Annotated in this window: 23 protein-coding genes; 16 read left to right on the top strand and 7 right to left on the bottom strand. The window is 66.8% G+C overall.

Annotated elements, in window-relative coordinates:
* Positions 1-115 precede the first annotated feature (115 nt).
* From RD110_RS19375 to RD110_RS19345, 7 genes are read left to right on the top strand one after another with little or no spacing between them, the layout of a single operon-like run.
* The gene (locus tag RD110_RS19375; RefSeq protein ID WP_076201219.1) at positions 116-1174 is read left to right on the top strand and encodes an ABC transporter ATP-binding protein; all 1059 of its coding nucleotides are present in this window, start codon (positions 116-118) and stop codon (positions 1172-1174) included.
* A gap of 2 nt (positions 1175-1176) precedes the next feature.
* Positions 1177-2034, top strand: coding sequence for an ABC transporter permease (locus RD110_RS19370; protein ID WP_394329462.1), 858 nt, complete (start codon positions 1177-1179; stop codon positions 2032-2034).
* A 6-nt stretch (positions 2035-2040) separates the two neighbouring features.
* Complete coding sequence (locus RD110_RS19365; protein WP_076201216.1) at positions 2041-2835, top strand: ABC transporter permease; 795 nt, start codon at positions 2041-2043, stop codon at positions 2833-2835.
* A gap of 4 nt (positions 2836-2839) precedes the next feature.
* Positions 2840-3136: a (2Fe-2S)-binding protein gene (locus RD110_RS19360; protein ID WP_076201214.1), complete on the top strand. Its 297-nt coding sequence runs from the start codon at positions 2840-2842 to the stop codon at positions 3134-3136.
* A complete protein-coding gene (locus RD110_RS19355; protein ID WP_076201213.1) occupies positions 3133-4518 on the top strand; it encodes an FAD/NAD(P)-dependent oxidoreductase in 1386 nt (461 codons plus the stop codon). The genes RD110_RS19360 and RD110_RS19355 overlap by 4 nt, the downstream gene beginning before the upstream one ends.
* The gene (locus RD110_RS19350) at positions 4515-5654 is read left to right on the top strand and encodes an NAD(P)/FAD-dependent oxidoreductase (protein WP_076201211.1); all 1140 of its coding nucleotides are present in this window, start codon (positions 4515-4517) and stop codon (positions 5652-5654) included. Before RD110_RS19355 ends, RD110_RS19350 begins: the two co-directional genes overlap by 4 nt.
* 52 nt (positions 5655-5706) lie before the next feature.
* The gene (locus RD110_RS19345) at positions 5707-6774 is read left to right on the top strand and encodes an ABC transporter substrate-binding protein (protein WP_076201210.1); all 1068 of its coding nucleotides are present in this window, start codon (positions 5707-5709) and stop codon (positions 6772-6774) included.
* A 6-nt stretch (positions 6775-6780) separates the two neighbouring features.
* Here RD110_RS19345 and RD110_RS19340 read toward each other — a convergent pair whose 3' ends face one another.
* Positions 6781-7980: a DNA topoisomerase IB gene (locus RD110_RS19340; RefSeq protein ID WP_076201208.1), complete on the bottom strand. Its 1200-nt coding sequence runs from the start codon at positions 7978-7980 to the stop codon at positions 6781-6783.
* Positions 7981-8087: 107 nt separating this feature from the next.
* Positions 8088-9353 (bottom strand): DNA polymerase IV, encoded by a 1266-nt coding sequence (gene dinB, locus RD110_RS19335; RefSeq protein ID WP_076201207.1) that lies wholly within the window; start codon positions 9351-9353, stop codon positions 8088-8090.
* Positions 9354-9475: 122 nt separating this feature from the next.
* On the opposite strand from dinB, the gene RD110_RS19330 reads away from it, so the two are divergent.
* From RD110_RS19330 to RD110_RS19305, 6 genes are all read left to right on the top strand, one after another.
* Entirely contained in the window at positions 9476-9949 is a 474-nt protein-coding gene (locus RD110_RS19330) for a BON domain-containing protein (protein WP_076201205.1), read from the top strand.
* A 104-nt stretch (positions 9950-10053) separates the two neighbouring features.
* The gene (locus RD110_RS19325; protein WP_076201204.1) at positions 10054-10554 is read left to right on the top strand and encodes a GFA family protein; all 501 of its coding nucleotides are present in this window, start codon (positions 10054-10056) and stop codon (positions 10552-10554) included.
* Positions 10555-10671: 117 nt separating this feature from the next.
* Entirely contained in the window at positions 10672-11739 is a 1068-nt protein-coding gene (locus RD110_RS19320) for an extracellular solute-binding protein (protein ID WP_076201202.1), read from the top strand.
* A gap of 6 nt (positions 11740-11745) precedes the next feature.
* Positions 11746-12846 (top strand): ABC transporter ATP-binding protein, encoded by a 1101-nt coding sequence (locus tag RD110_RS19315; RefSeq protein ID WP_076201201.1) that lies wholly within the window; start codon positions 11746-11748, stop codon positions 12844-12846.
* 1 nt (position 12847) lies between these two features.
* A complete protein-coding gene (locus RD110_RS19310) occupies positions 12848-13735 on the top strand; it encodes an ABC transporter permease (RefSeq protein ID WP_076201199.1) in 888 nt (295 codons plus the stop codon).
* A 10-nt stretch (positions 13736-13745) separates the two neighbouring features.
* Positions 13746-14612, top strand: a complete 867-nt coding sequence (locus RD110_RS19305) for an ABC transporter permease (protein ID WP_076201198.1) — start codon at positions 13746-13748, stop codon at positions 14610-14612.
* Between the two features lie 124 nt (positions 14613-14736).
* On the opposite strand, the gene RD110_RS19300 is transcribed toward RD110_RS19305, so the two are convergent.
* Positions 14737-15639 carry a DMT family transporter gene (locus RD110_RS19300; RefSeq protein WP_076201196.1) on the bottom strand — a complete coding sequence of 301 codons (903 nt, stop codon included), beginning with the start codon at positions 15637-15639 and terminating at the stop codon, positions 14737-14739.
* A gap of 178 nt (positions 15640-15817) precedes the next feature.
* Between RD110_RS19300 and RD110_RS19295 the strand changes: the two genes are divergently transcribed.
* Entirely contained in the window at positions 15818-16807 is a 990-nt protein-coding gene (locus tag RD110_RS19295) for a quinone oxidoreductase family protein (RefSeq protein ID WP_076201194.1), read from the top strand.
* A complete protein-coding gene (locus tag RD110_RS19290) occupies positions 16804-17607 on the top strand; it encodes an NUDIX hydrolase (RefSeq protein ID WP_076201193.1) in 804 nt (267 codons plus the stop codon). The genes RD110_RS19295 and RD110_RS19290 overlap by 4 nt, the downstream gene beginning before the upstream one ends.
* A gap of 228 nt (positions 17608-17835) precedes the next feature.
* Here the strand turns inward: RD110_RS19290 and RD110_RS19285 are convergent, their stop codons facing one another.
* Complete coding sequence (locus RD110_RS19285) at positions 17836-18744, bottom strand: LysR family transcriptional regulator (protein ID WP_076205293.1); 909 nt, start codon at positions 18742-18744, stop codon at positions 17836-17838.
* Between the two features lie 92 nt (positions 18745-18836).
* Between RD110_RS19285 and RD110_RS19280 the strand changes: the two genes are divergently transcribed.
* Entirely contained in the window at positions 18837-19841 is a 1005-nt protein-coding gene (locus RD110_RS19280; RefSeq protein ID WP_076201191.1) for a bile acid:sodium symporter family protein, read from the top strand.
* A 316-nt stretch (positions 19842-20157) separates the two neighbouring features.
* Here the strand turns inward: RD110_RS19280 and RD110_RS19275 are convergent, their stop codons facing one another.
* The 3 genes from RD110_RS19275 to ileS all read right to left on the bottom strand — a co-directional run bounded on the left by RD110_RS19275 (position 20158) and on the right by ileS (position 25366).
* On the bottom strand, positions 20158-21816 hold the full coding sequence (locus tag RD110_RS19275; protein ID WP_076201189.1) for a Na/Pi cotransporter family protein: 1659 nt from the start codon (positions 21814-21816) through the stop codon (positions 20158-20160).
* A gap of 98 nt (positions 21817-21914) precedes the next feature.
* Positions 21915-22424: a signal peptidase II gene (lspA, locus tag RD110_RS19270; protein WP_076201188.1), complete on the bottom strand. Its 510-nt coding sequence runs from the start codon at positions 22422-22424 to the stop codon at positions 21915-21917.
* Positions 22424-25366, bottom strand: a complete 2943-nt coding sequence (ileS, locus tag RD110_RS19265) for an isoleucine--tRNA ligase (protein ID WP_076201186.1) — start codon at positions 25364-25366, stop codon at positions 22424-22426. The genes lspA and ileS overlap by 1 nt, the downstream gene beginning before the upstream one ends.
* Positions 25367-25386 lie beyond the last annotated feature (20 nt).

Genomic DNA, 25386 nt, shown 5'->3' with positions numbered 1-25386 from the left:
CCCATGCAAGCTGGTTTGTTTATTGCAATAGATTCGTCTGAGAGCAGAGGAAGGTTCGAGGTCCGCCTCGCCTGCACCACCGCTGTGCGCCGTTCCCCACTGAAAGAGGTTTTCGATGTCATTCCTGAAGTTGACCGACGTGACCAAGTTCTACGGCACGACCCGTGCGGTGTCGGAGGTGAACCTCTCGGTGGAAAAGGGCGAATTCGTCTCGCTGCTCGGCCCCTCGGGCTGCGGCAAGACGACGACGCTGCAGATGGTGGCCGGTTTCGAGGCCGTGAGCAGTGGCCGCATCGAACTCGACGGCCGCGACATCACCCATGCCAAGGCCAACACACGTGGCCTGGGCATCGTGTTCCAGACCTATGCCCTGTTCCCGCACATGACGGTGGCCGACAACGTGAGCTTCGGCCTGGAGATGCGCAGGTGCCCCAAGGTCGAGCGCGGCGAACGCGTGAAACAGGCCCTGGCGCTGGTGCACCTCGAAGCCCATGCCGCGCGCTACCCGCGCGAGCTCTCCGGCGGCCAGCGCCAGCGCGTGGCCCTGGCGCGCGCGCTGGTGATCGAGCCGCCGGTGCTGCTGCTCGACGAGCCCCTGTCCAATCTCGATGCCAAGCTGCGCGAGGAGATGCAGTTCGAGTTGCGCCAGATCCAGCGCAAGGTCGGCACGACCACGGTCATGGTCACGCACGACCAGAGCGAGGCCATGTCGATCAGCGACCGCGTGGTGGTGATGGAGGCCGGCCGCGCCACGCAGATCGACCATCCGCACCGCGTCTACGAACACCCGGGCAGCCGGTTCATCTCGACCTTCGTGGGCAAGGCGAACCTGCTGCCGGGGCGGATCGCCGCAGGTAACCGCGTCGAACTGGGGACACTGACGGTGGCTGCCGAAGACGCTGGATTCCGGCCCGGTGCGGCTGTCTTGTTCAGCGTGCGGCCCGAGAAGCTGCAACTCGTCGAGGCCGGCCGCGGCCGCATCGACGGCACGGTGCGTGAACGCTTCTTCCTCGGCAGCCAGTGGATGTACGCCGTGACCACGCCGCTGGGGGAACTCACCGTGCTGAGTCCGAACGACGGCCGGCCCGCGCTCGACGAGGGCCATGCGGCGGGCATCGACTGGCCCGACCATTGCGCGCGGTTGCTGCCCGCCGACGAGCAGGTGGCGGCATGAGCATGGGTGTCAAGGGCCGCGCCACCCCGTGGTGCCTGTCCGGCCCGGCAATCGTGATGTTCACGGCGCTGCTGCTGGTGCCGCTGCTGCTCACGGCGATCCTGTCGTTCAACGTCTACGACCCGGCGACCGGGCCGAAGGCCGGCGAGTTCACGCTCGAACACTATGCCCACGTGTTCACGGATTCCTACTACGGCACCATCTTCTGGCGCACCTTCTGGATCTCCGGCGTGGTCACGCTGATCTGCGTGGCCATCGGCGCGCCCGAGGCCTACATCCTGAGCCGCATGGGCAACCCCTGGCGCTCGATGCTGCTGCTGGTGGTGCTGGCGCCGCTCCTGGTCTCGGTGGTGGTGCGGGCCTTCGGCTGGAGCATGCTGCTCGGGCCCGAGGGGCTGGTCAACAAGGCGTTCGCCGCGGTCGGCATCGGCCCGGTGAAGCTGCTCTACACCGAGGCCGCGGTGATCATCGCGCTGGTGCACGTGATGCTGCCTTTCATGGTCATCCCGGTGTGGACTTCGCTGCAGAAGCTCGACCCGGGCGTGGAGAACGCCGCGCTGTCGCTCAGGGCCACGCCGTTCACCACGCTGCGCCGCATCGTGCTGCCGCAGGTGATGCCGGGCATCCTGTCGGGCAGCCTGATCGTGTTCGGCCTGTCGGCGAGTTCGTTCGCCATTCCCGGCCTGCTCGGCGGGCGCCGGCTGAAGATGGTGGCGACCGTGGTCTACGACGAATACCTGCACGAACTGAATTGGCCGCTCGGTGCGGCGATCGCACTGGTGCTGCTGGTGGCCAACCTGGTCGTGATGCTGAGCTACAACCGCTTGGTCGAAGGTCGCTATAAGAAGTCCCTCGGATAAACCGCTATGCGTAAAAACGGACCCATTGCCCTGGCGTTCAACGCGCTTGTCATCGCCTTCATGCTGGCGCCGCTGCTGGTGGTCTGCGTGGTGGCCTTCACGCCCGAGAACACGCTCACACTGCCGACCACGCATCTCTCGCTGCGCTGGTTCCGCGCGGCCTTCGAACATCCGGACTTCATGCAGTCGTTCTGGAACAGCCTGTGGCTGGCGCTGGCCTCGGCCACGCTGGCGACGCTGCTCGCGGTGCCGGCCGGCATGGCCATCACGCGGTACGAATTTCCCGGCCGCGGTTTTCTGAACGGGCTTTTTCTCTCGCCGCTGATCATTCCGCACCTGGTGCTGGGCGTGGCGCTGCTGCGCCTGTTCGCGCTGATCGGCGGCACGGGCAGCTTCGGCTGGCTGGTGCTCGCGCACGCGCTGATCGTCACGCCCTACACGCTGCGCCTGGTCGTGGCGGCGCTGGTCGGCTTCGACCGCAGCGCGGAGCAGGCGGCCCTGTCGCTGGGCGCGAGCCAGGCCACGGTGTTCAAGCGCATCACACTGCCGATGATCCTGCCCGGCGTCACCGGCGGCTGGATGCTGGCCTTCATCAACAGCTTCGACGAGGTCACGATGTCGATCTTCGTGACCGCGCCGAGCACCGTGACGCTGCCCGTGCGCATGTACATGTACGCCACCGAATCCATCGACCCGCTGATGGCCGCCGTGTCGGCACTGATGGTGGCGGTGACGGCGGTGGCGATGGTCGTGCTCGACCGCATCTACGGCCTGGACCGCGTGCTGGTCGGAAAAAGCTGACGACATGAGCAACAAAGCCCTGCTGCACCGCGTGGCCGAGACCGGCCGAACCCCGGTGCCTTTCACCATCGACGGCCAGGCCGCCACCGCATTGGCCGGCGACACCGTGCTCACCGCCATGTTGACCCACGGCGCCCGGCTGCGGCGCAACGAATTCAGCAGCGAGCCGCGCGCCGGCTTCTGCATGATGGGCGCCTGCCAGGACTGCTGGATCACCACCGCAGACGGTGCCAGGCTGCGCGCCTGTTCCACCTTCATCGCGCCCGGCATGGCGGTATTGACGGGCGGAGGCGCCGCATGACGTTGCAGCCCGTGATCGTGGGCGCCGGCCCGGCCGGCATCCGCGCGGCCCAGACGCTGGCCGCGCATGGCCAGCGGCCGGTGTTGATCGACGAGGCTGCGCGTGCGGGCGGCCAGATCTACCGGCGCCAGCCGGCCAACTTCGGGCGGGCGCCGGCGCAGCTGTACGGCACCGAGGCCGGCCGGGCCACGGCCTTGCATCAGGCCATAGACGGCCTGGAGGGCGCCATCGACTACCGACCCGACAGCCTGGTGTGGAACGTGCAGGATGGCCTGCTCGACGTACTGCACGGCCCCACGCAGACGAGCCGCTCGGTGCCGTACCGCCAGCTCGTGGTGGCCACCGGCGCCACCGACCGTGTCTTGCCCGTGCCGGGCTGGACGCTGCCCGGCGTCTACACCCTGGGCGGTGCGCAGGTGGCGCTGAAGTTCCAGGCCTGCGCGATCGGCAAAAGGGTTGTGTTCATGGGCACCGGGCCGCTGCTGTACCTCGTGGCCTACCAGTACGCGAAGGCCGGAGTCGATGTGGCGGCTGTGCTCGACACGGCGCGGCTCAAGGATCAACTCGCCGCGGTACCCGCCATGCTCACGCAGCCGGCGGTGTTCACCAAAGGGGTCTATTACGTGGCCTGGCTGCGCGCGCATGGCGTGGCCTTGCACAACGGTGTGCGACCCTTACGGGTGCTCGGTGATGAACGTGTCCAGGGCGTGGCCTGGCATGACGGCACGCGTGAACACACGCTGGCCTGCGACGGCGTTGGCTTCGGCTACGCGCTGCGCTCCGAGACCCAGCTCGCCGACCTGCTCGGCTGCCGGTTCGCGTTCAGCGCGATGCACCATGCCCATCTGCCCGAACGCGACCCTGCGGGCCGGTCCAGCGTGGAAGGCGTGTACCTCGCGGGCGACGGTGCCGGCATCCTGGGCGCGGATGCGGCCGAATGGGCCGGCGAACGTGCGGCGCTGGCGTTGCTGGCCGACCACGGCGTGGCGGTGGACACGGCGCGCGCCGTACACCTCGAGCGTCAGCATCAACGCCTGCTGACTTTTCGCCGGGGGCTGGAGCGCGCCTTTCCGTTTCCTGACGATTGGGCCGCGCACGCGCCGGACGACCTCGTGGTCTGCCGCTGCGAGAACGTCACCGCCGGCACCTTGCGCGACACGGTGCGCACGCAGGGCGCGGACGAGATGAACCGGCTCAAGGCTCTGTCGCGCGTGGGCATGGGGCGCTGCCAGGGCCGCATGTGCGGCGTGGCTGCCGCGGAGATCCTGGCACAGGCCACGGGCCAGCCGGTGCCATTCGTCGGCCGGCTGCGCGGTCAGGCGCCGATCAAGCCGATCCCGATTCACCTGCAGATGGCGGCTGGCGAAGAGGCGGCGACATGAAGCGCATCGACACGGACGTGGCCATCGTCGGCGGCGGCATCGTCGGCGCCTCCGCGGCGTTGGCCTTGCGCCGCAAGGGCGTGCAGGTGGCGTTGCTGGAACGCGACCTCTGCGGCTCGCGCTCCAGCGGCGTGAACTTCGGCGGCGTGCGGCGCCAGGGCCGACCGCTGAGCCAGCTGCCGCTGGCGCAGCGCGCCCACCGCATCTGGGCCGAGCTGCCCGCGTTGATCGGCACCGACGGCGAATACCTGCGCACCGGTCATTTCAAGATCGCACGCAGCGAAGCCGACCTGGCCGCGCTGGAGCGCTATCGCGCTTTGAGCCGCGATTTCGACCTCGGGCTGGAGATGGTGTCGGGCACGGCGCTGCGCGCCCGCTGCGCATGGCTCGGCGACCGTGCGGTGGGCGGCTCGCTGTGCGCCGAAGACGGCCAGGCCAATCCGCGCCTGGTGTCGCCGGCGTTCGCGCTGGCCGCCGCGCGCGCAGGCGCGCAGATCTTCGAGCGCAGCCCGCTCACCGAGGTGCGGCACGACGGCCGCCTGTTCACGCTGCGCTCGGGCGATACGCTGGAATTGCGCGCCCCGGTGCTGCTGAACTGTGCCGGCGCCTGGGCCGGCGGCATCGCCGCGCAATTCGGCGAGGCGGTACCGATGCAGAGCGGCCATCCGGCCATGGCCGTGACCGAGCCGCTGCCGTTCTTCCTGCCCTGGAGCCTCGGGGTTGAAGGCGGCGGCATCTACTGCCGCCAGGTGGCGCGGGGCAACCTGGTGCTCGGGGGCGGCGCCGGCATCATGCTCGACGCCGACCGCGCGCGCTCGGACCGCGCTGCCATCGCCGCGCTGTCCACCCAGGCGATCGAACTGCTGCCGGCGCTGCGCCACGCCCATTTCATCCGCACCTGGAGCGGCACCGAAGGGTACCTGCCCGACCGCCAGCCGGTGCTGGGCGCAAGCGGCACCACGCCCGGCCTGGTGCACGGCTTCGGCTTTGCGGGCGCGGGTTTCCAGATCGGGCCGGCCGCGGGCGAAGTGCTCGCCGAAATCGCGCGCGATGGCCGCAGCGGCACACCGACCGAGGCCTTCTCGATCGGACGTTTTCACCCCGCCGCGCAGCCCCTGGCATCGGTCGCCCATTGAGTTCGTCGATTTCCTCCGCCATCATCCCACCCACCATCGAAAGGAAGCCACCATGTCCCATTCCCACAAGTCACGCTTCTTGCGCCGCGCGCTGTTCGGCGTGGCCGCCGCGGCCGCCCTGGCCGCCGGGGGCGCGGCCTTCGCGCAGACCAAGACGCTGTACATCGGCATGAACGGCGGCACGATGGAGAAGGCGTACACGCAGTATGTGTTCCCGGCCTTCGAGAAGCTCAACAACGTGAAGGTGGTGGTGGTGCCCGGCACGTCATCCGACATCCTGGCCAAGGCGCAGGCCAACAAGGACAAGCCGCAGATGCACGTGATGTTCCTCGACGACGGCATCATGGTGCGGGCCATCGGCATGGGCCTGTGCCAGAAGCAGCGGCCCAGCCCGGCGCTGGCCGAGATCTACCCGGCCGCGCGCTTCAAGGACGACATGGCCAGCGGCGTGAGCCTGGGCATGACCGGCCTGGCCTACAACACCAAGATGTTCAAGGAAAAGGGCTGGGCGGCACCGACCTCGTGGATGGACCTGGCCGACCCGAAGTTCAAGGGCAAGGTGGTGTTCCAGTCGATGTCGTCGTCCTCGTTCGGCCTGCACGGCTTCCTGATGTTCAACCGCATCCAGGGCGGCAACGACAAGAACGTGGAACCCGGCTTCAAGGCTTGGCCGACCACCATCGGCCCGAACGTGCTGGAGTACATCCCGAGCTCGGCCAAGATCTCCGAGATGGTGCAGACCGGCGAGGCCGCGCTGTTCCCGCTCACGCCCACCGCAGTGGCCGCACTCAAGACCAAGGGCATCCCGGTCGATTACGCGCAACCCAAGGAAGGCTCGGTGGTGCTGATGGTGGGTCAGTGCGTGATCGCCAACAACAGCGAGCCGGAGCTGTCGCAGAAGCTCGCCGAGTTCCTGCTCAGCCCGCTGGCCCAGGCCAATGTGCTGCAGTTCGGCAGCCAGATCCCGACCAACCCGAAGGCGCCGGCCGTGGGGGAGGGCGCGCAGCAGGTCGCGGAGATCAACAAGTGGATGAAGAACGCCGTCACCATCGACTGGGACAGCGTCAACGCCAACCGCCCGGCGTGGAATGCACGCTGGAACAAGACGATCGAGCGCTGAGGCCGGTCAGGCCGTCTCGGCGGCCTTGGTGGCCTTGGCGGTCTTCACGCTGGGCTTGACCGCCGGTTTGGCCGAAGCCTTCACGCGTTTGCCCTCGGCCGTGGCGGCGCGCTGTTTCACCGGGGGGCGTGACAGCCGCGACCCACGGCGATTCAACCGAAGAAAGGCCTGCAGCCGGCCTTCGGCGGCGCTGAGTCTGCGCTGAGACTGTATGCCGGCCAGGCGCCGCCAGATGGCGCTGCCCGATGTCGGATCGGCCGCGAGTTCGGTACCGAGCTCGAGCACCGCCGGATGGATGTAGGCCTTGCGGCAGACCGCCGGCGTGTTGCCTAGCAGTTGCGAGACTTCTTCCACCACCGTCTTCACATCGAACCGTTCATCCGCCTGGCGCGTCCGCGCCTCGTAGGTCAGTTCCAGCGCCTTCACCGTGCCATGCCAGGTACGGAAATCCTTGGCGGTGAAACGCGCACCGGCCGCTTCGGCAATGTAGTCGTTCACATCGCTGGAGCCCAGCGTGTGCGTCTGGCCTTCCTCGTCGAGGTACTGGAACAACTCCTGCCCCGGCAACTGCTGGCAGCGGCGTACCACCTTGGCGACCCGCGGGTCGTCCAGGTTCACGTCGTGCATCACGCCGCTCTTGCCGCGAAAGCGCAGTTGCACCACGCTGCCGCGCGCGACCGCATGTGGCGTGCGCAGGGTGGTGAGGCCGTAGGAGCCGTTGCTGCGCAGGTACGCGTCGTTGCCCACGCGCACCAGCGTCGTGTCGAGCAGGCGCACCAGCGTGGCCAGCACGACGGTGCGGCTCAGCGGTTCGCCCCGCATCGGCACGAGGTCGCGCGCCACGTGGGCGCGGATGCGCGGCAACACCAGGCTGAAAGCCTCGAGCCGTTCGAATTTGTTCTCGTCGCGTTCGGCGTTCCACTGCGGGTGGTAGCGGTACTGCTTGCGCCCGCGCGAATCGATGCCAGTGGCCTGCAGGTGGCCGTCGGGCCAGGGGCAGATCCACACGGACGTGTAGGCCGGCGGGATCGCCAGCTTGTTGATGCGGTCGATGTCGTCGTCGTCGGTCAGCCACCGTCCTTCGCTGTCGCGGTAGCGGAACGCATCGCCCTTTCGCAGGCGGGTCAGGCCCGGTATCTCATCGCTGACATAGCGCAGCGACGACACGCTTGCATTCTTGGACGAAGGGGATTTTTCGGTAGCCATGGCAATAGTCACACTTTGAAACTTGAGGTGTAGCCGTTACGAGTCTGATAAAGCGTAGGACGTTGCGCCGATTTTGTGCGAGAAAGTAACAAAAGCCACAGCGGCTGTCAAAACAAAGAAGCCGTCTTTGCTTCAAAATTGATAGCTGATACCGCTGTTTTCACATGGTATTCGTTGGATTTTATTCCAGAGTTACCGAGCAGTTCAAGTTTCGTGAGAGATCCCATTCGCACGCCCAATAGTCGCAATTTTCGATCAAATGTTGCACGTTTCAGACATTGCCCCGCCGCCTGGCGAATGGTTCTGGCGTCCGCGGTGAACGTCTCGAGCGTGTGGTCGCGTGTCGCGATTCGGAAATCGTCGTAACGCAGCTTGATGCCGACGGTCTTTCCGACGTAGCCCTTGCGTTGCAGGTCTTCCGCGAGCTTTTCGCAGAGGTGGGTAAAGATGGCGCCGAGTTCGGCTTTGTCGCGCACCACGTGCAGGTCGCGGTCGAAAGTGGTCTCGCGGCTCATCGACACAGGCTCGCTTTCCGTCACCACCGGCCGGTCGTCGCGCCCATGGGCGGCGTTGTGCATCCACGCGCCGTAGGCCTTGCCGAAATGCGCCAGCAGCCACTGCGGATCGCAGGCGGCGAGTTCGCCGATGGTGTGGATGCCCAAAGCAGCCAGCTTCTCGCCGGCCTTGGGCCCGATGCCGTTGATCTTGCGCACGTTCAGCGGCCAGACCAGGGTCTGCAGGTCCGCCTCGTGCACGATCGAGATGCCGTTGGGCTTGTTGAACTCGCTGGCCATCTTGGCGATCAGCTTGTTGGGTGCCACGCCGACGGAACAGGTGAGGCCGGTCTCCTCGAACACGGTCTTCTGCAGCAGGCGGGCTAAGGCCCGGCCGCCATCACGCTGGCCGCCGGGCACATTGGTGAAGTCGGCGTAGACCTCATCGACCCCGCGGTCCTCCATCTGTGGCGCGAGGCTGGTGACGATGGCCTTGAACTTGCGCGAATACCGCCGCACCTCGTCGAAGTCCACCGGCAGCAGGACCGCCTGCGGGCACAGCTTCGCCGCCTTCATCAGGCCCATGGCCGAGCCCACGCCGAACTGCCGCGCGGCATAGGTGGCGGTGGTGATCACGCCGCGGCCCACATAGTCCTTGAGCAGCGGAAACGCCTCGACCGGGATCTGCGCCAGGCTGCGCCCGCCCTGGGTCTGCAACAAGGTTTCGTCGACCTTGCGCCGGCCGCCGCCGATCACCACCGGCAGGCCCTTGAGCTGCGGATAACGCAGCAACTCGACGGACGCGTAGAACGCGTCCATGTCGATGTGGGCGATGCGGCGCGGAAGCGGCACCTTGGCCGTTGCGGGCGGAGTCGTCATGCGGGTGCGGAACGGATGGGGCGGGTCATTCGGCCGCGGGGCGTGCGGATGTTGACCGGATTTCTGGTGATTTGTACAGTATATCGGCGCATACTGCGACGAAAACCCCTGCGGGATTGACCATGCCTGTTGTACACCTTGGCGCGCTCGCGCTTACCTTCGTTTTCCTGGCCTGCGCCGTGCAAGCCGAGACCACGCCGGAGCAACCGGCCAACCATTTCAACGACCCTTTCCTGCAGGTCACCAGCGCCATCGCGGATTGCCCGCCCGAGCCAGGCCCGTTGATCACGCTGGCGCAGCAGCAGGCCGAGGCGCATTGGCGCGCGGAACGCGGCACGAGCTGCTTCCGTTCCGGCCGCTGCCGGCTGCCGAACGCCTACCTGTACGACGCCGAAATCATTCCGCGCGTGCAGAAGGCGATCCTGGCCGATGGGCGTTTCGGCGACACCAGCATCTGGGTCGAGGGCCAGCGCCGCTGGGTCTGGCTCAAGGGCTGCGTGCGCCGGCCGGAGCAGGCTGCGGCGCTGGAGCAACTGGTGCGTGGCATCGACGACGTCGAGGCGGTCATCAACGAGTTGAAGCCACGCGGGCCGTGAATCCTGCCAGGGCAGGCAAGGGAAACTGCGGGGGCGGGCGGCTGGACGTGTCGGCAGAATCGTTGCGCAGCGCAACAAGAAATACACCCGGAGGAATCCTGCCCATGCGAGCCGTCGATGAGCCGCCTTTCGATGGCGGCTGCACCTGCCGTTTCGTGCGTTACCGCATGGCGACGCGCCCCGTCTTCGTGCATTGCTGCCATTGCCGCTGGTGCCAGCGCGAGACGGGTGCGGCTTTCGCGCTCAACGCCATGATCGAAGCCGACCGGGTGAAGCTGTTGCAGGGTGCGGTGGAGCTGGTGCATACGCCGTCCTTCAGCGGCAACGGGCAGATGATCGCGCGCTGCCCGCAGTGCCGTGTCGCGGTGTGGAGCCATTACGCGGGCGCGGGCGACGCCGTGTGTTTCGTGCGCGTGGGCACGCTCGACGAGCCCGGCCAGATGCCGCCCGACATCCACATCTTCACCGCCTCGCGCCAGCCATGGGTGCAGTTGCCGACGGACGTGCCGGCGTTCGAGGCGTATTACCAGGCCTCCAAGGTCTGGCCGGCCGAGAGCCTGGCGCGCCGCGCCGCCTGGATGGCTGCGAAGGCCGGTGCACGCTGAGCGGATTGACTTGGAAATGAAATGCGCACACGCTATGCTTTTGCGCACCGTTCTGCGGCACCTCATCCGGCATCAAAGTTGCTCCGCGTTCTCAACCCGTTCATCCGAAAGCCCTCCATGAAACTGTCCCGTCTCGTCCTCGCCACCGGCCTCCTGGCCGCCGTCATGAGCAGCCCGCTGCTGGCCCAGGAACAGAAGTTGCGCCTGATTACCTGGGCCGACTATGTGCCGGCCGAAGTCGTGGCGCAGTTCAAGAAGGAGACCGGCATCGACGTGGAGATCACGCTGTCCAACAACGAGGAGATGATCTCCAAGCTGCGCGCCACGGGCGGCGCCGGCTTCGACCTCGCCCAGCCTTCGCAGGACCGCATCACCGGGCCGCAGCAGGAATTCGCCATCTACAAGCCGATGGACCTGAGCAAGGTCAAGACCGAGCTGTTCATTCCGTCGATGCTCGACGCCACCAAGGCCAACACCACGCTGGACGGCAAGGTCTACGGCCTGCCGCACATCTGGGGCACCGACGGCCTCGTCGTCAATACCAAGCTCGCGCAGATGAGCGACTACCCCGACCTGTGCAAGCCCGACGTCAAGGGCAAGGTCGCCGTGCGCCTGAAGCGGCCCACGCTCTTGGCCTTTGCCTTTGCCTCGGGCAAGGACCCGTTCGCGCTGTACAAGGACCCCAAGGCCTATGCCGCGCTGATGGACGACGTGGGCAAGACGCTCACCGCCTGCAAGGCCAACGTGAAGTTCTACTGGGACAACAAGGACCAGCTGCTCAACGGCATGCGCGCGGGTGAGGTCGTGGGCGCGATGATGTGGGACACCGGCGGCTGGAAATTGAACAGCGAGAAGCCCGAGATCCAGTACATCGCCCCCAAGTCAGGCGCGCTCGGCTGGATCGACACCTTCGCGATTCCCGCCAAGGGCCGCAACGACGCCGCAGCTTACGCCTGGATCAACTTCAACATGCGCCCGGAGATCGCCGCCAAGGTGGCGGGCACGGCCGGTAACTTCACCGCTTCCAAGGGCGCGGACCAACTCGCCGATGCCAAGCTCAAGGCGCAGTTCGCCGCGAGTTTCCCCGAGGCCGCGCTGAAGAACGTGAAGTGGTACCCCGCCGTGCCGGCCGGCATCGAGGACATCGAAGGCCGCGTGCTCGATCGCATCAAAGCTGCGCAATAAGCCGCGGTGCCAGCGGACTTACAGGCCGACCACGTCGGCAAGATCTATGGTGGCCAGGTTGCCGTGCGCGACCTGTCGTTCACGGTCGAACGCGGCAGCTTCTTCTCCATCCTCGGCCCTTCGGGCTGCGGCAAGACCACGCTGCTGCGCATGATCGCGGGTTTCCTCGCGCCGGATTCGGGCCAGATCCACATCGGCGGCCAGCCCATGAACGGCGTGCCGCCGAACCGCCGGCCGGTGAACATGGTGTTCCAGCACCTGGCGCTGTTCCCGATGATGTCGGTGGGCGAGAACGTGGGCTACGGCCTGGCGCGCCGCGGCGTGGCCAAGGCCGAGATCGCGAAGAAGGTCGGCGACATGCTGGCGCGCGTGAGCCTGCCCGGCATGGAAAAGAAGCGCGTGGACCAGCTCTCCGGCGGCCAGCGCCAGCGCGTGGCCATTGCGCGCAGCCTGGTGCTGGAGCCGACGCTGCTGCTGCTCGACGAGCCGCTCGGCGCGCTCGACCTGAAGCTGCGCGAACACATGAAGGTCGAGCTCAAGCAGCTGCAGGCGGCCTTCGGCACGACCTTCGTCTACATCACGCACGACCAGTCGGAAGCGCTGGTGTTGTCCGACCATGTGGCGGTGATGAACGCCGGCAGTTTCGAGCAGGTGGGCACGCCGCAGGCGCTGTATTACCAGCCGCAGACGCCGTTCGTGGCCGGCTTCGTGGGATCGAACAACCGCATTGCGGCCAAGGCCAGTGCCGCATCGGCTTCGGATGGCCTGGCCAGCTTCGTGACAGACCAAGGCTTGACGATGCGCGCGCGGGCGGTGGGTGCGATTGCCGCCGGCCAGAAGATCGAGGCCTTCGTGCGGCCCGAAGCCGTGAGCCTGGCGCGTGTGGCGAGCGAGTTGCCGGCGGACCATCCGGCGCACACCGGTCAGGTCGAAAGCATCCTGTTCGACGGTGCGAATTCGGCTGCGCTGCTGCGCGAGACCGCGAGCCGCACCGAGTTCCGCATCGCCCTGCCGCAGACCGGGCGCTTTGCGGATTTGAAGATTGGCGAGACGGTGTCGTTCAGCTTCGATCCGCAACAAGCCGTCTGCTTTGCAGCGAAGGCCTGAAGTGGCTGCCTCGAATGGTTCTTCCACCTCCGCGCAGGCCAGGCTGATCCTGCTGCTGTTGCTCGCGCCGGCCATCGTCTGGCTGGTGGGGCTGATCGTGCTGCCGCATGTGGACCTGGCCGTGCTGTCGCTGCGCGAACGCGTGGCGCCGCGGCAGTACGCGCCGAGCTTTGCGCAGTACCGCACCTTCTTCGAGGAGCCACTGTACTGGCACACCTTCGTGCGCACGGCGACGATGTCGATCGTGGCCACCGCCATCACGCTGCTGCTGGCCTTTCCGATCGCCTGGACCATCGCCAAGCTGGTCAAGGGCCGCACCAAGTCGCTGCTGCTGGTGTTGTGCCTGATTCCATTCTGGGTGAGCGAAACCGTGCGCACACTCGGCTGGATGATCCTGCTGCGCGAGTCGGGCGTGCTGCCCGCGCTGTTGGTGAAGCTCGGCATCACCGATACGCCGGTGGAACTGCTGTACCGCGACGCGACCATCCTCGTGGCCCTGGTCTACACCTCGATGTTGTTCATGGTGGTGCCGCTGATCAGCGCCCTGGAGAGCCTGGACGACAGCCTGATCGAGGCCGCCTACGACCTCGGCGGCAACGGCCCGTCCATCCTGTGGCAGATCGTCATTCCACACGCGGCGCCGGGCATCCTCGCCGGCTGCATCGTGGTGTTCATGCTCACGCTGGGCAACTACCTTACGCCGACGCTGCTTGGCGGCAAGAACTCGCTGTGGTTCACCGAGCAGATCTACACGCAGTTCATCACGCGGTTCAACTGGGAGCAGGGCGCGGCCTTCGGTTTCCTGCTGCTGGGCCTGTCCACGGCCATCGTCTGGGCGGGCCTGAAAATCACCGGGCAGAAGTTCGGTGAAGTGATGAGCAAAACCTGAGCGCAGCACCATGATCGCCTCCCTGCCTCGTCCCACCTGGCTGCGCGCCAGCACCGTCGTGTACTGCGTCGCGTTCTTCGCGTTCCTGTTCCTGCCGCTGGTGGTGGTGGCGGTGTTCGCCTTCAACGATGCGCCTTATCCCGCACCGCCGTGGCGCGGCTTCACGCTCGACTGGTTCTTCGGCAGCGGTGCGGCGGGCGGCGGCCGTGTCGGCCTGTTCGCCGACAAGCCCCTGCTCGGCAGCCTGTGGACCAGCGTGGTGGTGGCGGCCTGGGTGACGCTGCTGTCGGTGGTGGTCGGCACCACCAACGCCTTCCTCATCGAGCGCAGCCGCTTTCCCGGCAAACAGGCGCTGTCGCTGCTGATGCTGGCGCCGCTGGTGATTCCGGGCGTGATCCTGGGCATCTCGATCCTGGCCTTCGCCAGCCGGCTCGCGCAGTTCGCCGACGACACCTGGGGGTTGGAACTCGACTTCCTGCGGCCCGGCCTGCCGCTGGTGGTGCTGGGCCAGTTCGCCTACATCGTGTCCATCGCCTCGCTCATCATCACCGCTCGCCTGAAGCGCTTCGATCTCACGCTCGAAGACGCGGCCTACAACCTCGGTGCCACGCGTGCGGCGGTGTTCATGACGATCACGCTGCCGTACCTGGCACCCGCGCTGATCGGCGCGGCGGCGATCGCTTTCCTGATGTCGTTCGAGAACTTCAACACCACGCTGATGCTGGTCGGCTCCGATGCACCGCTCACGGTGATGATGTATGGCCGCATGCGCGAGGGCGCCACGCCGGTGCTCAATGCGGTGAGCCTGTTCCTGATGGTGGCCTCGGCCGCGCTCGCGTTGACGCTGATGCGCAAACCGGCGGACAGGCCGGTTTAGCGTTTTCTCCGTTCGCCCTGAGCTTGTCGAAGGGCCTGGTGCAGATGCTTCGACAGGCTCAGCACGAACGGGGGTATTTGTTCCCCGTTCGCCCTGAGCTTGTCGAAGGGCCCGGCTCAGCCCATCACCGCTTCAACCCCGAAACCACGATCCCCCCCACGATCAGCGCGAACGCCGCCGCGTGGTACCAGTGCGGCGCTTCGCCCAGGAACGCGGTTGACATCAGCGCGGCGAACAGCGGCGTGAGGTTCAGGAAAAACGCGGCCACGTTGGGCCCTGCACGTTGCACACCCGTGCCCCAGGCGCGGTAGGCCAGGATGGCCGGGCCCACGGCGATGAAGACCAGGGCCGCGGCCAGCGGCAGGCCCCATTGCACCGGTGTGCTGCCCAGCACCTGCTCACCCGCGGCGAAGACGCCCGACCAGCCCAGGCCGAACACCAATTGCGCCATCAGGAACGCGGCCCAGTCGCCGCGGATCGTGGCCGGCTCGCGCGTGCCCATCAGCAGCCAGCTGTAGAAGGCCCAGGCGATGGTGGCCAGCAGCATGTAGAGGTCGCCGGGCACGAGGCGCAAGGCGAGCAACTGGCCCCATTCGCCGCGGCTCAGCACCAGCAGCACACCGAGCATGGACAACACCGCGCTGGCGATCTGCCGCGGCGAGACCGTGGCGCGGAAGAACAGCCATCCCGTGGCCAGCATCCACACCGGCATGCTGGAGGTGACCAGGGTGACGTTGATCGGCGTGGAAGTCTGCAGCGCCAGGTACTGCAGTGCGTTGTACATGCCCACGCCCAGCAGGCCGAGCACGGCGTAGCGGCGCCAGTGGGTCCAGAGCGGGCTGTCCTTGCGCAGGACCTGGCTGGCCAGCGGAAGCAGCAGCACGAAGGCCAGCGCCCAACGCAGGAAATTCAGCGTCATCGGCGGCACCAATTCGTGCACGAGGCGGCCGACGACGGCATTGCCGGCCCACAGCAACGGGGCGAGCGTGAGGTAGAAGATGGCGGAGGCGGGGATGCGCTGGGTCATTGATGGGGAGCGGGGCTGGGCGAGTGCGGCGAACCCCAGACTGTAACCACCTCGGCTTCCCCGAGGCCGGAGCCTCGGTCGCCCCGGACCGGCGGCCGTTGCCCACGCGTGCCACGCGGCGGCGCAAAACATGGCAGGATGCGCGTCGACCTCGTTCCCAACATCAAGGAAGACATCCATGACACTCACCACCAAAGCCATCCGCATCGACCAGCACGGCGGCGCCGACCAGCTCAAGCTTGTCGAACTTCCGGTGGGCGAGCCCGGCCCGGGCGAGATCCGCATCCGCCACAAGGCCATCGGGCTGAACTTCATCGACATCTACCAGCGCTCCGGCCTGTACCCACAGAAGATGCCGCTCTCGCTCGGCATGGAAGGTGCGGGCGTGGTGGAGGCGGTGGGCGAGGGCGTGACCCACCTGCGCGCCGGCGACCGCGCGGCCTATGCCAGCGCGCCGCCCGGCAGCTACTGCGAACTGCGCGTGATGCCGGCCAAGACGGTCTGCAAGCTGCCCGACGCCATCTCCTTCGAGACCGGCGCAGCCATGATGCTCAAGGGCCTGACGGTGCAGTACCTGCTCAAGAAAACCCTGCCGCAGGGCGGGCTGCAGGCCGGCGACTTCGTGCTGTTCCATGCCGCCGCCGGCGGTGTCGGCCTGATTGCCTGCCAGTGGGCGCGGGCGCTGGGCCTGCAGCTGATCGGCACGGCCGGTTCGGACGCGAAGTGCGCACTCGCCAAGGCCAATGGCGCCGCCCACGTGATCAACTACGGCACCGAGGATTTCGCCGCGCGCGTGAAGGAGATCACCGGCGGCGAAGGCGTGAAGGTGGTGTACGACTCGATCGGCAAGGACACCTTCGACAAGTCGCTTGAATGCCTTCGCACCTTCGGGCTGCTCGCGAGCTTCGGCAACGCCTCGGGCGCCGTGCCGCCGTTCGCCCCAGCGATCCTGGCGCCCAAGTCGCTGTACCTTACCCGCGCCACGCTGTTCGCCCACATGACCACGCGCGAGAACACCCAGGCCATGGCCGACGACCTGTTCGCGGTGGTGGAAAGCGGTGCGGTGCAGATCCACATCGACCAGCGTTATCCGCTGGCCGAAGTGCAGCAGGCGCACCAGGACATGGAAGCGCGCAAGACGACCGGCTGCAGCATCCTCACGCTGTGAGCCAGGACACCGAACGCGCGGCCTGGCTGGCCGCGCTGCGCGCTGGCGCGGAGGTGCCGCCGCGCCGGCCGCGTGTGCCCTTGTATGCGGGACCGCACGAGATCGGCTCGGTCGAGCCTGATTTTCTAAGCCGAATCGACCTGCAGCCCTTGGTGGATCAGCGCGAGGTGCTTCAAAAAACAGAGCGCGGTTGGCGCTTGCATGGCGAGCCGACCAGCAGCCTGGCGTTGCTCGCCGACGCCTTGCGCGAAGCCGGCCTAGCCCATGCCTGGCGCGACGAGCAACTCGCCGTGCCGAATCGGGGCGGCGAACGGGTGGCCACCGTCGAACGCGCCGTGGTGCGCGGCCTGGGCATCACCACGCAGGCCGTGCACCTGGTGGGGCTGGCGCCCGACGGCCGGCACTGGGTGCAGCAGCGCGCCTTCGACAAGCCCAACGACCCGGGCCTGTGGGACACCTTGATGGGCGGCATGGTCTCGGCCCGGGACACAGTGCAGACGGCGCTGCTGCGCGAGACCTGGGAGGAGGCCGGCCTGCGGCTGCACACCTTGCAGGGCCTGCGCCACGGCGGCTTCGTCACCACACGCCGGCCGAGCGACGATGGCGGCGGCGCGGGCTACGTGATCGAGCGCATCGACTGGTTCGTGGCGACGCTGCCCGAGGGCCTGCTGCCGGTCAATCAGGACGGTGAGGTGGAACGATTCGAGCTGATCAACGACGAGGAACTCTGGCGACGCATGCTGGCCGATGAATTCACCACCGAGGCGGCCTTGATACAGGCGGCTTTTCTGGGGTATTGACGATTTGAGCCGTTCGCGCTGAGGCGGTTGGAGGGCAAGGTGCGGGTGCTTCGACAGGCTCAGCACGAACGGTATCCGTCGTCCGTTCGGAGGCGGCACCCATGGTATTCGTCATCCGTTGCCCTCAGTACGAAAGGCATCTCGCGTCCGTTCGCCCTGAGCCTGTCGAAGGGCCTGGTGCGGGTGCTTCGACGGGCGCAGCACGAACGGGTCAATACCTCGAGGTCGCTAAATCCCCGCCGGCACCTGCGCCGCCACCGCCGCCACCAGTTGCCACACCAGCGCCACCATCGGCGCCAGCGCGCGGTGTTTGCGGTGGACCAGCATGATGCGCCGGTCGATGTGCGGCGTGAGCCGGCACACGCTGAGCGCGCGGCCTTGCAGTTCGGCGTCGGTCAGCGCGAGCGCGGGCAGCACGGTGATGCCGATGCCGGCCTCGACCATGCGGAACACCGTCGTCGGATGGCCGAGTTCCTGCACCACGTCCACCTCGGCCTGCTGGTCGGCCAGCGCCTGGTCGATGAGCCGGCGGCTGCCCGAGGCATGGTCGAGCAGCACCAGCTTCTGGCCGGACAGCGCGCGCCAGGGCAGGCTTTTGCGCCGGGCCAGTGGATGGTCGCTTCGGCAGACCAGGCAGAACGGTTCGCGCAGGATGGTTTCGCAATGCAGGTCATCGGGCGCCGAGGGGTCGATGACCACGCCGAAATCCACCTCGCCCGCGCGAACGCTGCCGAGCACGTCCAGCTGCACCCGGTCGAGCAGCACGAGCTGGATGTCGGGATGCAGCTCGGCGCAACGTGCGATGCAGGCCGGCATCAGGTTGGCCGACAGCGTGGGGCTGCTGGCCACCCGCACCTTGCCGCGGCGCACGCTGGCCATGCCTTGCACGTCGAGCAGGGCCAACTCCATTTCGTCGAGCAGGCGGTCGAGCTGGGCAGCCAGGCTGCGGCCGGCTTCGGTGGGTGCCACCTCGCGCGTGGTGCGGTTCAGCAGCTGCAGGCCGAGCTGGCCTTCCAGTTCGCGGATGCAACGGCTGACGGCGGGCTGTGTCAGCCCGACCGCATCTCCCGCGCGGCTGAAGTTGCGTGCCGCCACCACGGCCTGGAACACACGCAGCTGTCGAAGGGTGACATTCATCATGATTAATCATAAGTCCATTTGAATAATCCATTTCTCTTTTGAATACCGCACAGGTCCAATTGGTGCATTGATGATTCCGAGGTGTCTTCATGACCCGTCCCAAGTACCTTCCCGACAACTTCACGTTGATGCTTGTCGTCACCGTCACGCTGGCGAGCCTGCTGCCCGCCAGCGGCCCTACGGCGCACGGCTTTGAGACGCTGACCACGGTGGCCATCGGCCTGCTGTTCTTTCTGCACGGCGCCAAGCTCTCGCGCGAGGCGGTGATCGCGGGCGCCACGCACTGGCGGCTGCACCTGCTGGTGCTGGCTTCGACCTTCGTGGTGTTCCCGCTGCTCGGCCTGGCGCTCAAGCCGCTGCTGGCGCCGCTGGTCACGCCCGAGCTGTACCTCGGCATCCTGTTCCTGTGCTGCCTGCCGGCCACCGTGCAATCGGCCATCGCCTTCACCTCGATGGCGCGCGGCAACATCCCGGCGGCGGTGTGCAGCGCCTCGGCCTCGACACTGCTCGGCATCTTCATCACGCCGGTGCTGGTGAGCCTGGTGGTGGTGCCGCACGGCAGCGCCGGCATCTCCTACGATTCGATCGGCAAGATCATGCTGCAGCTCATGGCGCCGTTCATCGCCGGCCAGCTGCTGCGGCCCTGGATCGGCGGCTGGGTGAAGAAGCGCGCGGCGGTGCTGAAGTTCGTGGACCAGGGCTCGATCCTGCTGGTGGTCTACACCGCCTTCAGCGCGGCCGTGGTCGAAGGCCTGTGGAAGCAGATTCCGGCCACCGCCGTGATCGGCGTGCTGGTGGCGTGTGCGGTGGTGCTGGCGATTGCGCTGGTGTTGACGACCTGGACCAGCCGCAAGCTCGGCTTCTCGAAGGAGGACGAGATCACCATCGTCTTCTGCGGTTCGAAGAAGAGCCTGGCCAGCGGCATCCCGATGGCCAAGGTGCTGTTCGCTTCCAGTGCGGTCGGCGCCATCGTGCTGCCGCTGATGCTGTTCCACCAGATGCAGCTCATGGTGTGCGCGGTGCTGGCCCAGCGTTATGCGCGGCGGGCGGTGGGCGTAGAGAAGAACGAGGGTCTGGCGCAGACCCGCGCCTGAGATGAGAAATCGTTTGAGCTGAGGCTGGGTCGTCCGCCAGGCCCTTCGACAAGCTCAGGACGATCGGATGCCCTTCGACAGGCTCAGGGCCAACGGGCGGGGGAGAGTGCCCAAGGTCAGCAAACAGCCGTGCGTGCTGAGCCTGGCGAAGCACTGGTTCTCCACTAGGTCCTTCGACTGTGCTCAGGACGATCGGGTGCTCTTCGACAGGCTCAGGGCGAACGGGGTGAGAGGTCGCCCGAGCTCAGAAAAAAGCCGTTCGTGCTGAGCTTGTCGAAGCATTCCTGTTCTCAGGCTGAACGGGACGGGGCTGGTGTCAGACCGGCGTCGGCGTTTCCGGTTCGCGGAAGCGGTTCGGTGCCAGGGCACCCGCCGAATCCAGGATCGGGTAGGCGATCGAGCAGATGTGCGAGTTGATGCGTTTCAAGTCGCTGATCAGGTCGATGTGCAGCGAACTCGTCTCGATGCTCGACATGGTCTTGTCGGACAGCCGGCTCAGGTGGGTGGCCGCGTAGTTGCGCTCCAGGTCGCGGAAGCGCGCCTTTTCCTCGAGCAGCTTGCGCGCATCGTGCACGTTGCCGTTGAGGAACACGCTCATGCTCAGGCGCAGGTTGGCGATGAGGCGGGTGTGCAGCTCGGTGATTTCGGCCATGCCGGCTTCGGAAAAATTGCGGCCGGGCCTGATCTTCTTGTCTTCGATGTCGATCACCACCCGCTCGATGATGTCGCCGATCTGCTCCATGTTGATGGTGAAGCTGATGATGTCCGTCCAGCGGCGGCTTTCGTCGTCGGCCAGCGCCTCGCGCGAGATCTTGGTCAGGTAGTACTTGATGGCGGAGTAGAGCTGGTCCACCGTGTCGTCCATCTTGCGCACTTCGTCGGCAAGCTTGACGTCGTTGTTCTTGATCACCGTGAGGATGGCCAGCATCATGGTCTCGACGATGTCGGCCTGGTGCAATGCCTCGCGCGCGGCGCACGAGATGGCCAGCGACGGCGTGGACAGGGCGGAGGGGTCCAGGTGCTGCGGCCGCATCTGGCTCGCGGCTGGCGCGGGCTTGGGCAGCAGCTTGGCCACCACGTTGGCGATCAGCTGCGTGAGGCCGATGAAGGCCACGCTCATCGCCACGTTGAACGCCAGGTGGAACAGCACCACGCCTTCGGTGATGCCGGGCAGCATGGGCTGCACATGCTGCAGCCACAGGCCGACGCAGGGGGCCACCAGCGCCACGCCCATGAGCTTGAACACCAGGTTGCCGACGGTGACCTGGCGCACCTCGGTGATCGACTTGGCCGTAGTCAACACGGCGAGCACGCCGCTGCCGAGGTTGGCGCCGAGCACCAGGCCCAGGGCCACGTCGAGCTGGATCACGGTGGAGGCGGCCAGCGCGGCGATCAGCAGCACCACGGCCAGGCTCGAATAGGCGATCACGGCCAGCAGCATGCCGAGGAAGATCTCCAGGAAGATGTCGCTGCTGACCGCACCGAGCAGCGCGCGCACGGCCGGCGATGCCAGCAGCGGCTCGGTGGCTTCGACCACCAGGCGCAGCGCCAGCAGCATCAGGCCCAGGCCGATCAGCACGCGGCCGATGCGCCCGGGCTTGCGGTCCTGCCCCGAGAGGAACATCACCACGCCGACAAAGATGAACAGCGGCGACAGCCAGGACAGGTCGAACGAGAACAGCACCGACATCAGGCTGGTGCCGATGTCCGCGCCGCGCATCACGGCGAGCGCGGCCGGCAGCGTGATCAGGCCCTGGCCGACGAAGGACGAGGTCATCAGCGAGGTGGCGGTGCTCGATTGCACCAGGGCGGTGACGCCGATGCCCGAGAGCGCCGCGGTGAATCGGTTGCCCATGCTGCGCGCGAGGATCTGGCGCAGGTTGGCGCCGAACACGCGCAACACGCCGGTGCGTACGAGATGGGTTCCCCAGACCAGCAGCGCGATGGCTGCCAACAGATTCAGTAGATGCTTCATGGCTCAATCGAACCGGACACTATACGCCCGCGTCCGGCCGCTTTGCCGCCATGCGGGCAAATACCAATGCCGATTGGCCCGATGCGCCGCAACAAGCGTCAGGACTTGCCGCGCCGCACGCGCAGCAGCTCGTCGAGGATGAGGCAGGCCGCGCCGATGCTGATGGCGCTGTCGGCCAGGTTGAAGGCCGGGAAGTGCCAGTTGCGCACATGGAAGTCGAGGAAGTCCACCACGTAGCCGTGCATCATGCGGTCCACCACATTGCCCACCGCACCGCCCAGGATGCAGGCCAGCGCGAACGAAAAAAGCTTCTGTCCCGCATGCGACTTCAGCAGCCAGACGATGAACAGTGCCGCCGCCACGCCGATGCCGGTGAACAGCCAGCGTTGCCAGCCGGAGGCGCCGGCCAGGAACGAGAAGGCCGCGCCGGTGTTGTGCGCGCGCACGACGTTGAAGAAGCCGGTGACGAAGGTGCTGTCACCCAGGCGGTAGTAGTTGAGGATCAGCACCTTGGTGAACTGGTCCGCCAGGAAGATGATCAACGCCAGGCCCAGCCACGGCACCAGGCTCGCGCCCGAGGATTTGACGAAAGTCGGTTTCTTGGCCATCACGCGAACGCCCGAGCTTCGCCAGCGCCAAACAGGTTGCTGGTGCAACGGCCGCACAGCGTGGGATGGGCCGCATCCACGCCCACGTCGTCGCGGTAGTGCCAGCAGCGGTCGCATTTCACGGCGGTGCTGGGCTTGACGGCGATGGCCGGCACGTCGCTCGCCGTTTCCGCGTTCGACAGTTCGACCGCCGAGGTGATGAACACGAACTTCAGGTCGTCGCCCAGGCTGGCGAGCAGCGCGTGGTCGGCGGCGCCGGCCTGCAAGGCCACGGTGGCCTGCAGCGATGAGCCGACCTGGCCGTTGGCGCGCAGCACCTCGATGTCCTTGTTGACCGCGTCGCGGATCTCGCGGATGCGCGCCCACTTGGCCAGCAGCGCTGCGTCCGGCGCGGCCAGCTGGCTGTAGGTTTCCTGGAAGATCGTCTCGCTGGAGCCGAAGATCTTCCACGCTTCCTCGGCGGTAAAGCTCAGGAACGGCGCCATCCAGCGCAGCATGGCGTGGGTGATCTGCCACAGCGCGGTCTGCGCGCTGCGCCGCGCCAGCGACTTCGGCGCCGTGGTGTAGAGCCGGTCCTTCAGCACGTCGAGGTAGAACGCGCCCAGGTCTTCCGAGCAATACACCTGCAGCTTGGCCACCACCGGGTGGAATTCATAGACCTCGAAATGCGCCAGGACTTCGGCCTGGAACTGCGCCGCGCGGCTCAAGGCATAGCGGTCGATCTCGAGCAGTTGATCGGCCGGCACGGCGTCCGTGGCCGGGTCGAAGTCGCTCACGTTGGCGAGCAGGAACTTCAGCGTGTTGCGGATGCGGCGGTAGGTGTCGACCACACGCGCCAGGATCTTGTCGTCGCCGGCGATGTCGCCCGAATAGTCGCTCGCGGCCACCCACAGGCGGATGATCTCGGCGCCGAGCTTCTCGCTGGTCTTCTGCGGATCGACGCCGTTGCCGAGCGACTTGCTCATCTTGCGACCCTGGCTGTCGACGGTGAAGCCGTGCGTCAGCAGGCCCTTGTACGGTGCGTGGTCGTACATGGCGCAGGCGGTCAGCAGCGAGCTGTGGAACCAGCCGCGGTGCTGGTCGTGGCCTTCGAGGTACAGGTCGGCCGGCCAGGTGGATTGGGCCGCATGGCTCTTCTGCAGCACGGTGTAGTGCGTGGTGCCGGAGTCGAACCAGACGTCGAGGATGTCGTTGCTCTTGGTGTAGACCTCGGCATCGGCACCGATCAGCGATTCGGGCGTGGCCTTGCTCCAGGCCTCGATGCCGCCGGCAGCCACCATGTCGGCAGCCGTGTCCATCAGTTCCATGGTGCGCGGGTGCAGTTCACCCGTGGCGTTGTGGATGAAGAAGGGCAGCGGCACGCCCCAGTTGCGCTGGCGCGAGATGCACCAGTCCGGCCGGCCGGCGATCATGTCGCGCAGGCGCACCTTGCCGTTCTCGGGGTAGAAGCTGGTCTCCTCGATGGCGTTGAGCGCGAGCTGGCGCAGCGTCTGCAAAGCCTTGTCCTTGGTGAACACGCCCTCGCCCTCGTCCATGCGGATGAACCATTGGGCGGCGGCCCGGTAGATCACCGGTGTCTTGTGGCGCCAGCAATGCGGGTAGCTGTGCGTGATCGTCTCGGTGGCCAGCAGGCGGCCCGCGTCGCGCAGCGCGTCGACGATGACGGGTGCGGCCTTCCAGATGAACTGGTTGCCGAACATGGGCAATTCGTCCACGTACACGCCGTTGCCCTGCACCGGGTTCAGGATGTCGTCGTGCGAGATGCCATGGGCCACGCAGGAGTTGAAGTCGTCCACGCCGTAGGCCGGCGAGGAGTGCACGATACCGGTGCCGTCGTCGGCCGTGGCGTAGTCGGCCAGGAAGATCGGCGACAGGCGGCGGTAGCTGTACTGGCCGGTGCCGGGGTCGGCCACGTCGTGCAGCGGGTGCTTGAAGTTCAGCCCGGCGAGTTTTTCGCCGAGCACGGTGGCCAGCACCGTGCCTTCGAGCTGGTAACGCGCGAGCGCCTTCTCGACCAGCGCCGAGGCCAGGATCAGCAGGCCGCGGGGTGTGTCGACGAGCGCGTATTCGAGCTCGGGATTCAGGTTCAGCGCCTGGTTGGCCGGGATGGTCCAGGCGGTGGTGGTCCAGATCACGGCGAAGATGGATGGCCCCACCCCGTTCGTCCTGAGCTTGTCGAAGGACCGGGTTGAGCCTGACGAAGCCTCCGACCCAGGCACTTCGACAGGCTCAGTGCGAACGGAGGTGGGTGAGAGCCCGAAAGCGGCAAGCAGCTTCTCCGGCTCGGCACTCTCAAAGGCCACGTCGATTGTTTGCGACTTCTTGTCCGCGTATTCGATCTCGAACTCGGCCAGCGACGAGCGGCAGTCGAAGCACCAGTACACCGGCTTCAGGCCGCGGTAGACGAAGCCGCGTTCCATGATGCGCTTGAGCGCACGGATCTCGTCGGCCTCGTTGCCGGGGTTCATCGTCAGGTAAGGGTTGTCCCATTCGCCGAGCACGCCCAGGCGCTTGAAATCCTGTTTCTGCTGCGCGATCTGCTCGGTGGCGTAGGCGCGGCTCTTGGCCTGCACCTCGTCGCGGCTCAGGTTGCGCCCGTAGGTCTTTTCGATCTGGTTCTCGATCGGCAGGCCATGGCAGTCCCAGCCCGGCACGTAGATGGCGTCCAGGCCCTTCAACTGCCGCGCCTTGACGATCATGTCCTTCAGGATCTTGTTGACCGCGTGGCCCATGTGGATCTGGCCGTTGGCATAAGGCGGGCCGTCGTGAAGCACGAACTTGGGTGCGCCGGCGCGCACGTCGCGCAGCTTCTTGTAGATGCCTTTTTCGTCCCATTCCTTGACCCAGCCGGGCTCGCGCTTGGGCAGGTCGCCGCGCATGGGGAAGGGGGTGTCGGGCAGGTTGAGGGTGCTGCGGTAGTCGGTCTTTGCGGATTCGGTCATGGCAATGCTTGAAACAGGTT

Origin of the sequence: Rhodoferax koreense (assembly GCF_001955695.1) — a bacterium.
GTDB lineage: Bacteria > Pseudomonadota > Gammaproteobacteria > Burkholderiales > Burkholderiaceae_C > Rhodoferax_B > Rhodoferax_B koreensis.
Note: the sequence above shows the minus strand (reverse complement) of the source record. Positions and strands in the feature narration are given on the sequence as shown.

Coding starts and splice junctions, on each gene's coding strand:
- RD110_RS19340 (WP_076201208.1), bottom strand. CDS start 7,980: ATGGCTACCGAAAAATCCCCTTCGTCCAAGAATGCAAGCGTGTCGTCG.
- RD110_RS19325 (WP_076201204.1), top strand. CDS start 10,054: ATGCGAGCCGTCGATGAGCCGCCTTTCGATGGCGGCTGCACCTGCCGT.
- RD110_RS19360 (WP_076201214.1), top strand. CDS start 2,840: ATGAGCAACAAAGCCCTGCTGCACCGCGTGGCCGAGACCGGCCGAACC.
- RD110_RS19305 (WP_076201198.1), top strand. CDS start 13,746: ATGATCGCCTCCCTGCCTCGTCCCACCTGGCTGCGCGCCAGCACCGTC.
- RD110_RS19275 (WP_076201189.1), bottom strand. CDS start 21,816: ATGAAGCATCTACTGAATCTGTTGGCAGCCATCGCGCTGCTGGTCTGG.
- RD110_RS19345 (WP_076201210.1), top strand. CDS start 5,707: ATGTCCCATTCCCACAAGTCACGCTTCTTGCGCCGCGCGCTGTTCGGC.
- RD110_RS19300 (WP_076201196.1), bottom strand. CDS start 15,639: ATGACCCAGCGCATCCCCGCCTCCGCCATCTTCTACCTCACGCTCGCC.
- RD110_RS19280 (WP_076201191.1), top strand. CDS start 18,837: ATGACCCGTCCCAAGTACCTTCCCGACAACTTCACGTTGATGCTTGTC.
- RD110_RS19355 (WP_076201213.1), top strand. CDS start 3,133: ATGACGTTGCAGCCCGTGATCGTGGGCGCCGGCCCGGCCGGCATCCGC.
- dinB (WP_076201207.1), bottom strand. CDS start 9,353: ATGACGACTCCGCCCGCAACGGCCAAGGTGCCGCTTCCGCGCCGCATC.
- RD110_RS19295 (WP_076201194.1), top strand. CDS start 15,818: ATGACACTCACCACCAAAGCCATCCGCATCGACCAGCACGGCGGCGCC.
- RD110_RS19285 (WP_076205293.1), bottom strand. CDS start 18,744: ATGAATGTCACCCTTCGACAGCTGCGTGTGTTCCAGGCCGTGGTGGCG.
- RD110_RS19330 (WP_076201205.1), top strand. CDS start 9,476: ATGCCTGTTGTACACCTTGGCGCGCTCGCGCTTACCTTCGTTTTCCTG.
- ileS (WP_076201186.1), bottom strand. CDS start 25,366: ATGACCGAATCCGCAAAGACCGACTACCGCAGCACCCTCAACCTGCCC.
- RD110_RS19375 (WP_076201219.1), top strand. CDS start 116: ATGTCATTCCTGAAGTTGACCGACGTGACCAAGTTCTACGGCACGACC.
- RD110_RS19320 (WP_076201202.1), top strand. CDS start 10,672: ATGAAACTGTCCCGTCTCGTCCTCGCCACCGGCCTCCTGGCCGCCGTC.
- RD110_RS19365 (WP_076201216.1), top strand. CDS start 2,041: ATGCGTAAAAACGGACCCATTGCCCTGGCGTTCAACGCGCTTGTCATC.
- RD110_RS19350 (WP_076201211.1), top strand. CDS start 4,515: ATGAAGCGCATCGACACGGACGTGGCCATCGTCGGCGGCGGCATCGTC.
- lspA (WP_076201188.1), bottom strand. CDS start 22,424: ATGGCCAAGAAACCGACTTTCGTCAAATCCTCGGGCGCGAGCCTGGTG.
- RD110_RS19370 (WP_394329462.1), top strand. CDS start 1,177: ATGGGTGTCAAGGGCCGCGCCACCCCGTGGTGCCTGTCCGGCCCGGCA.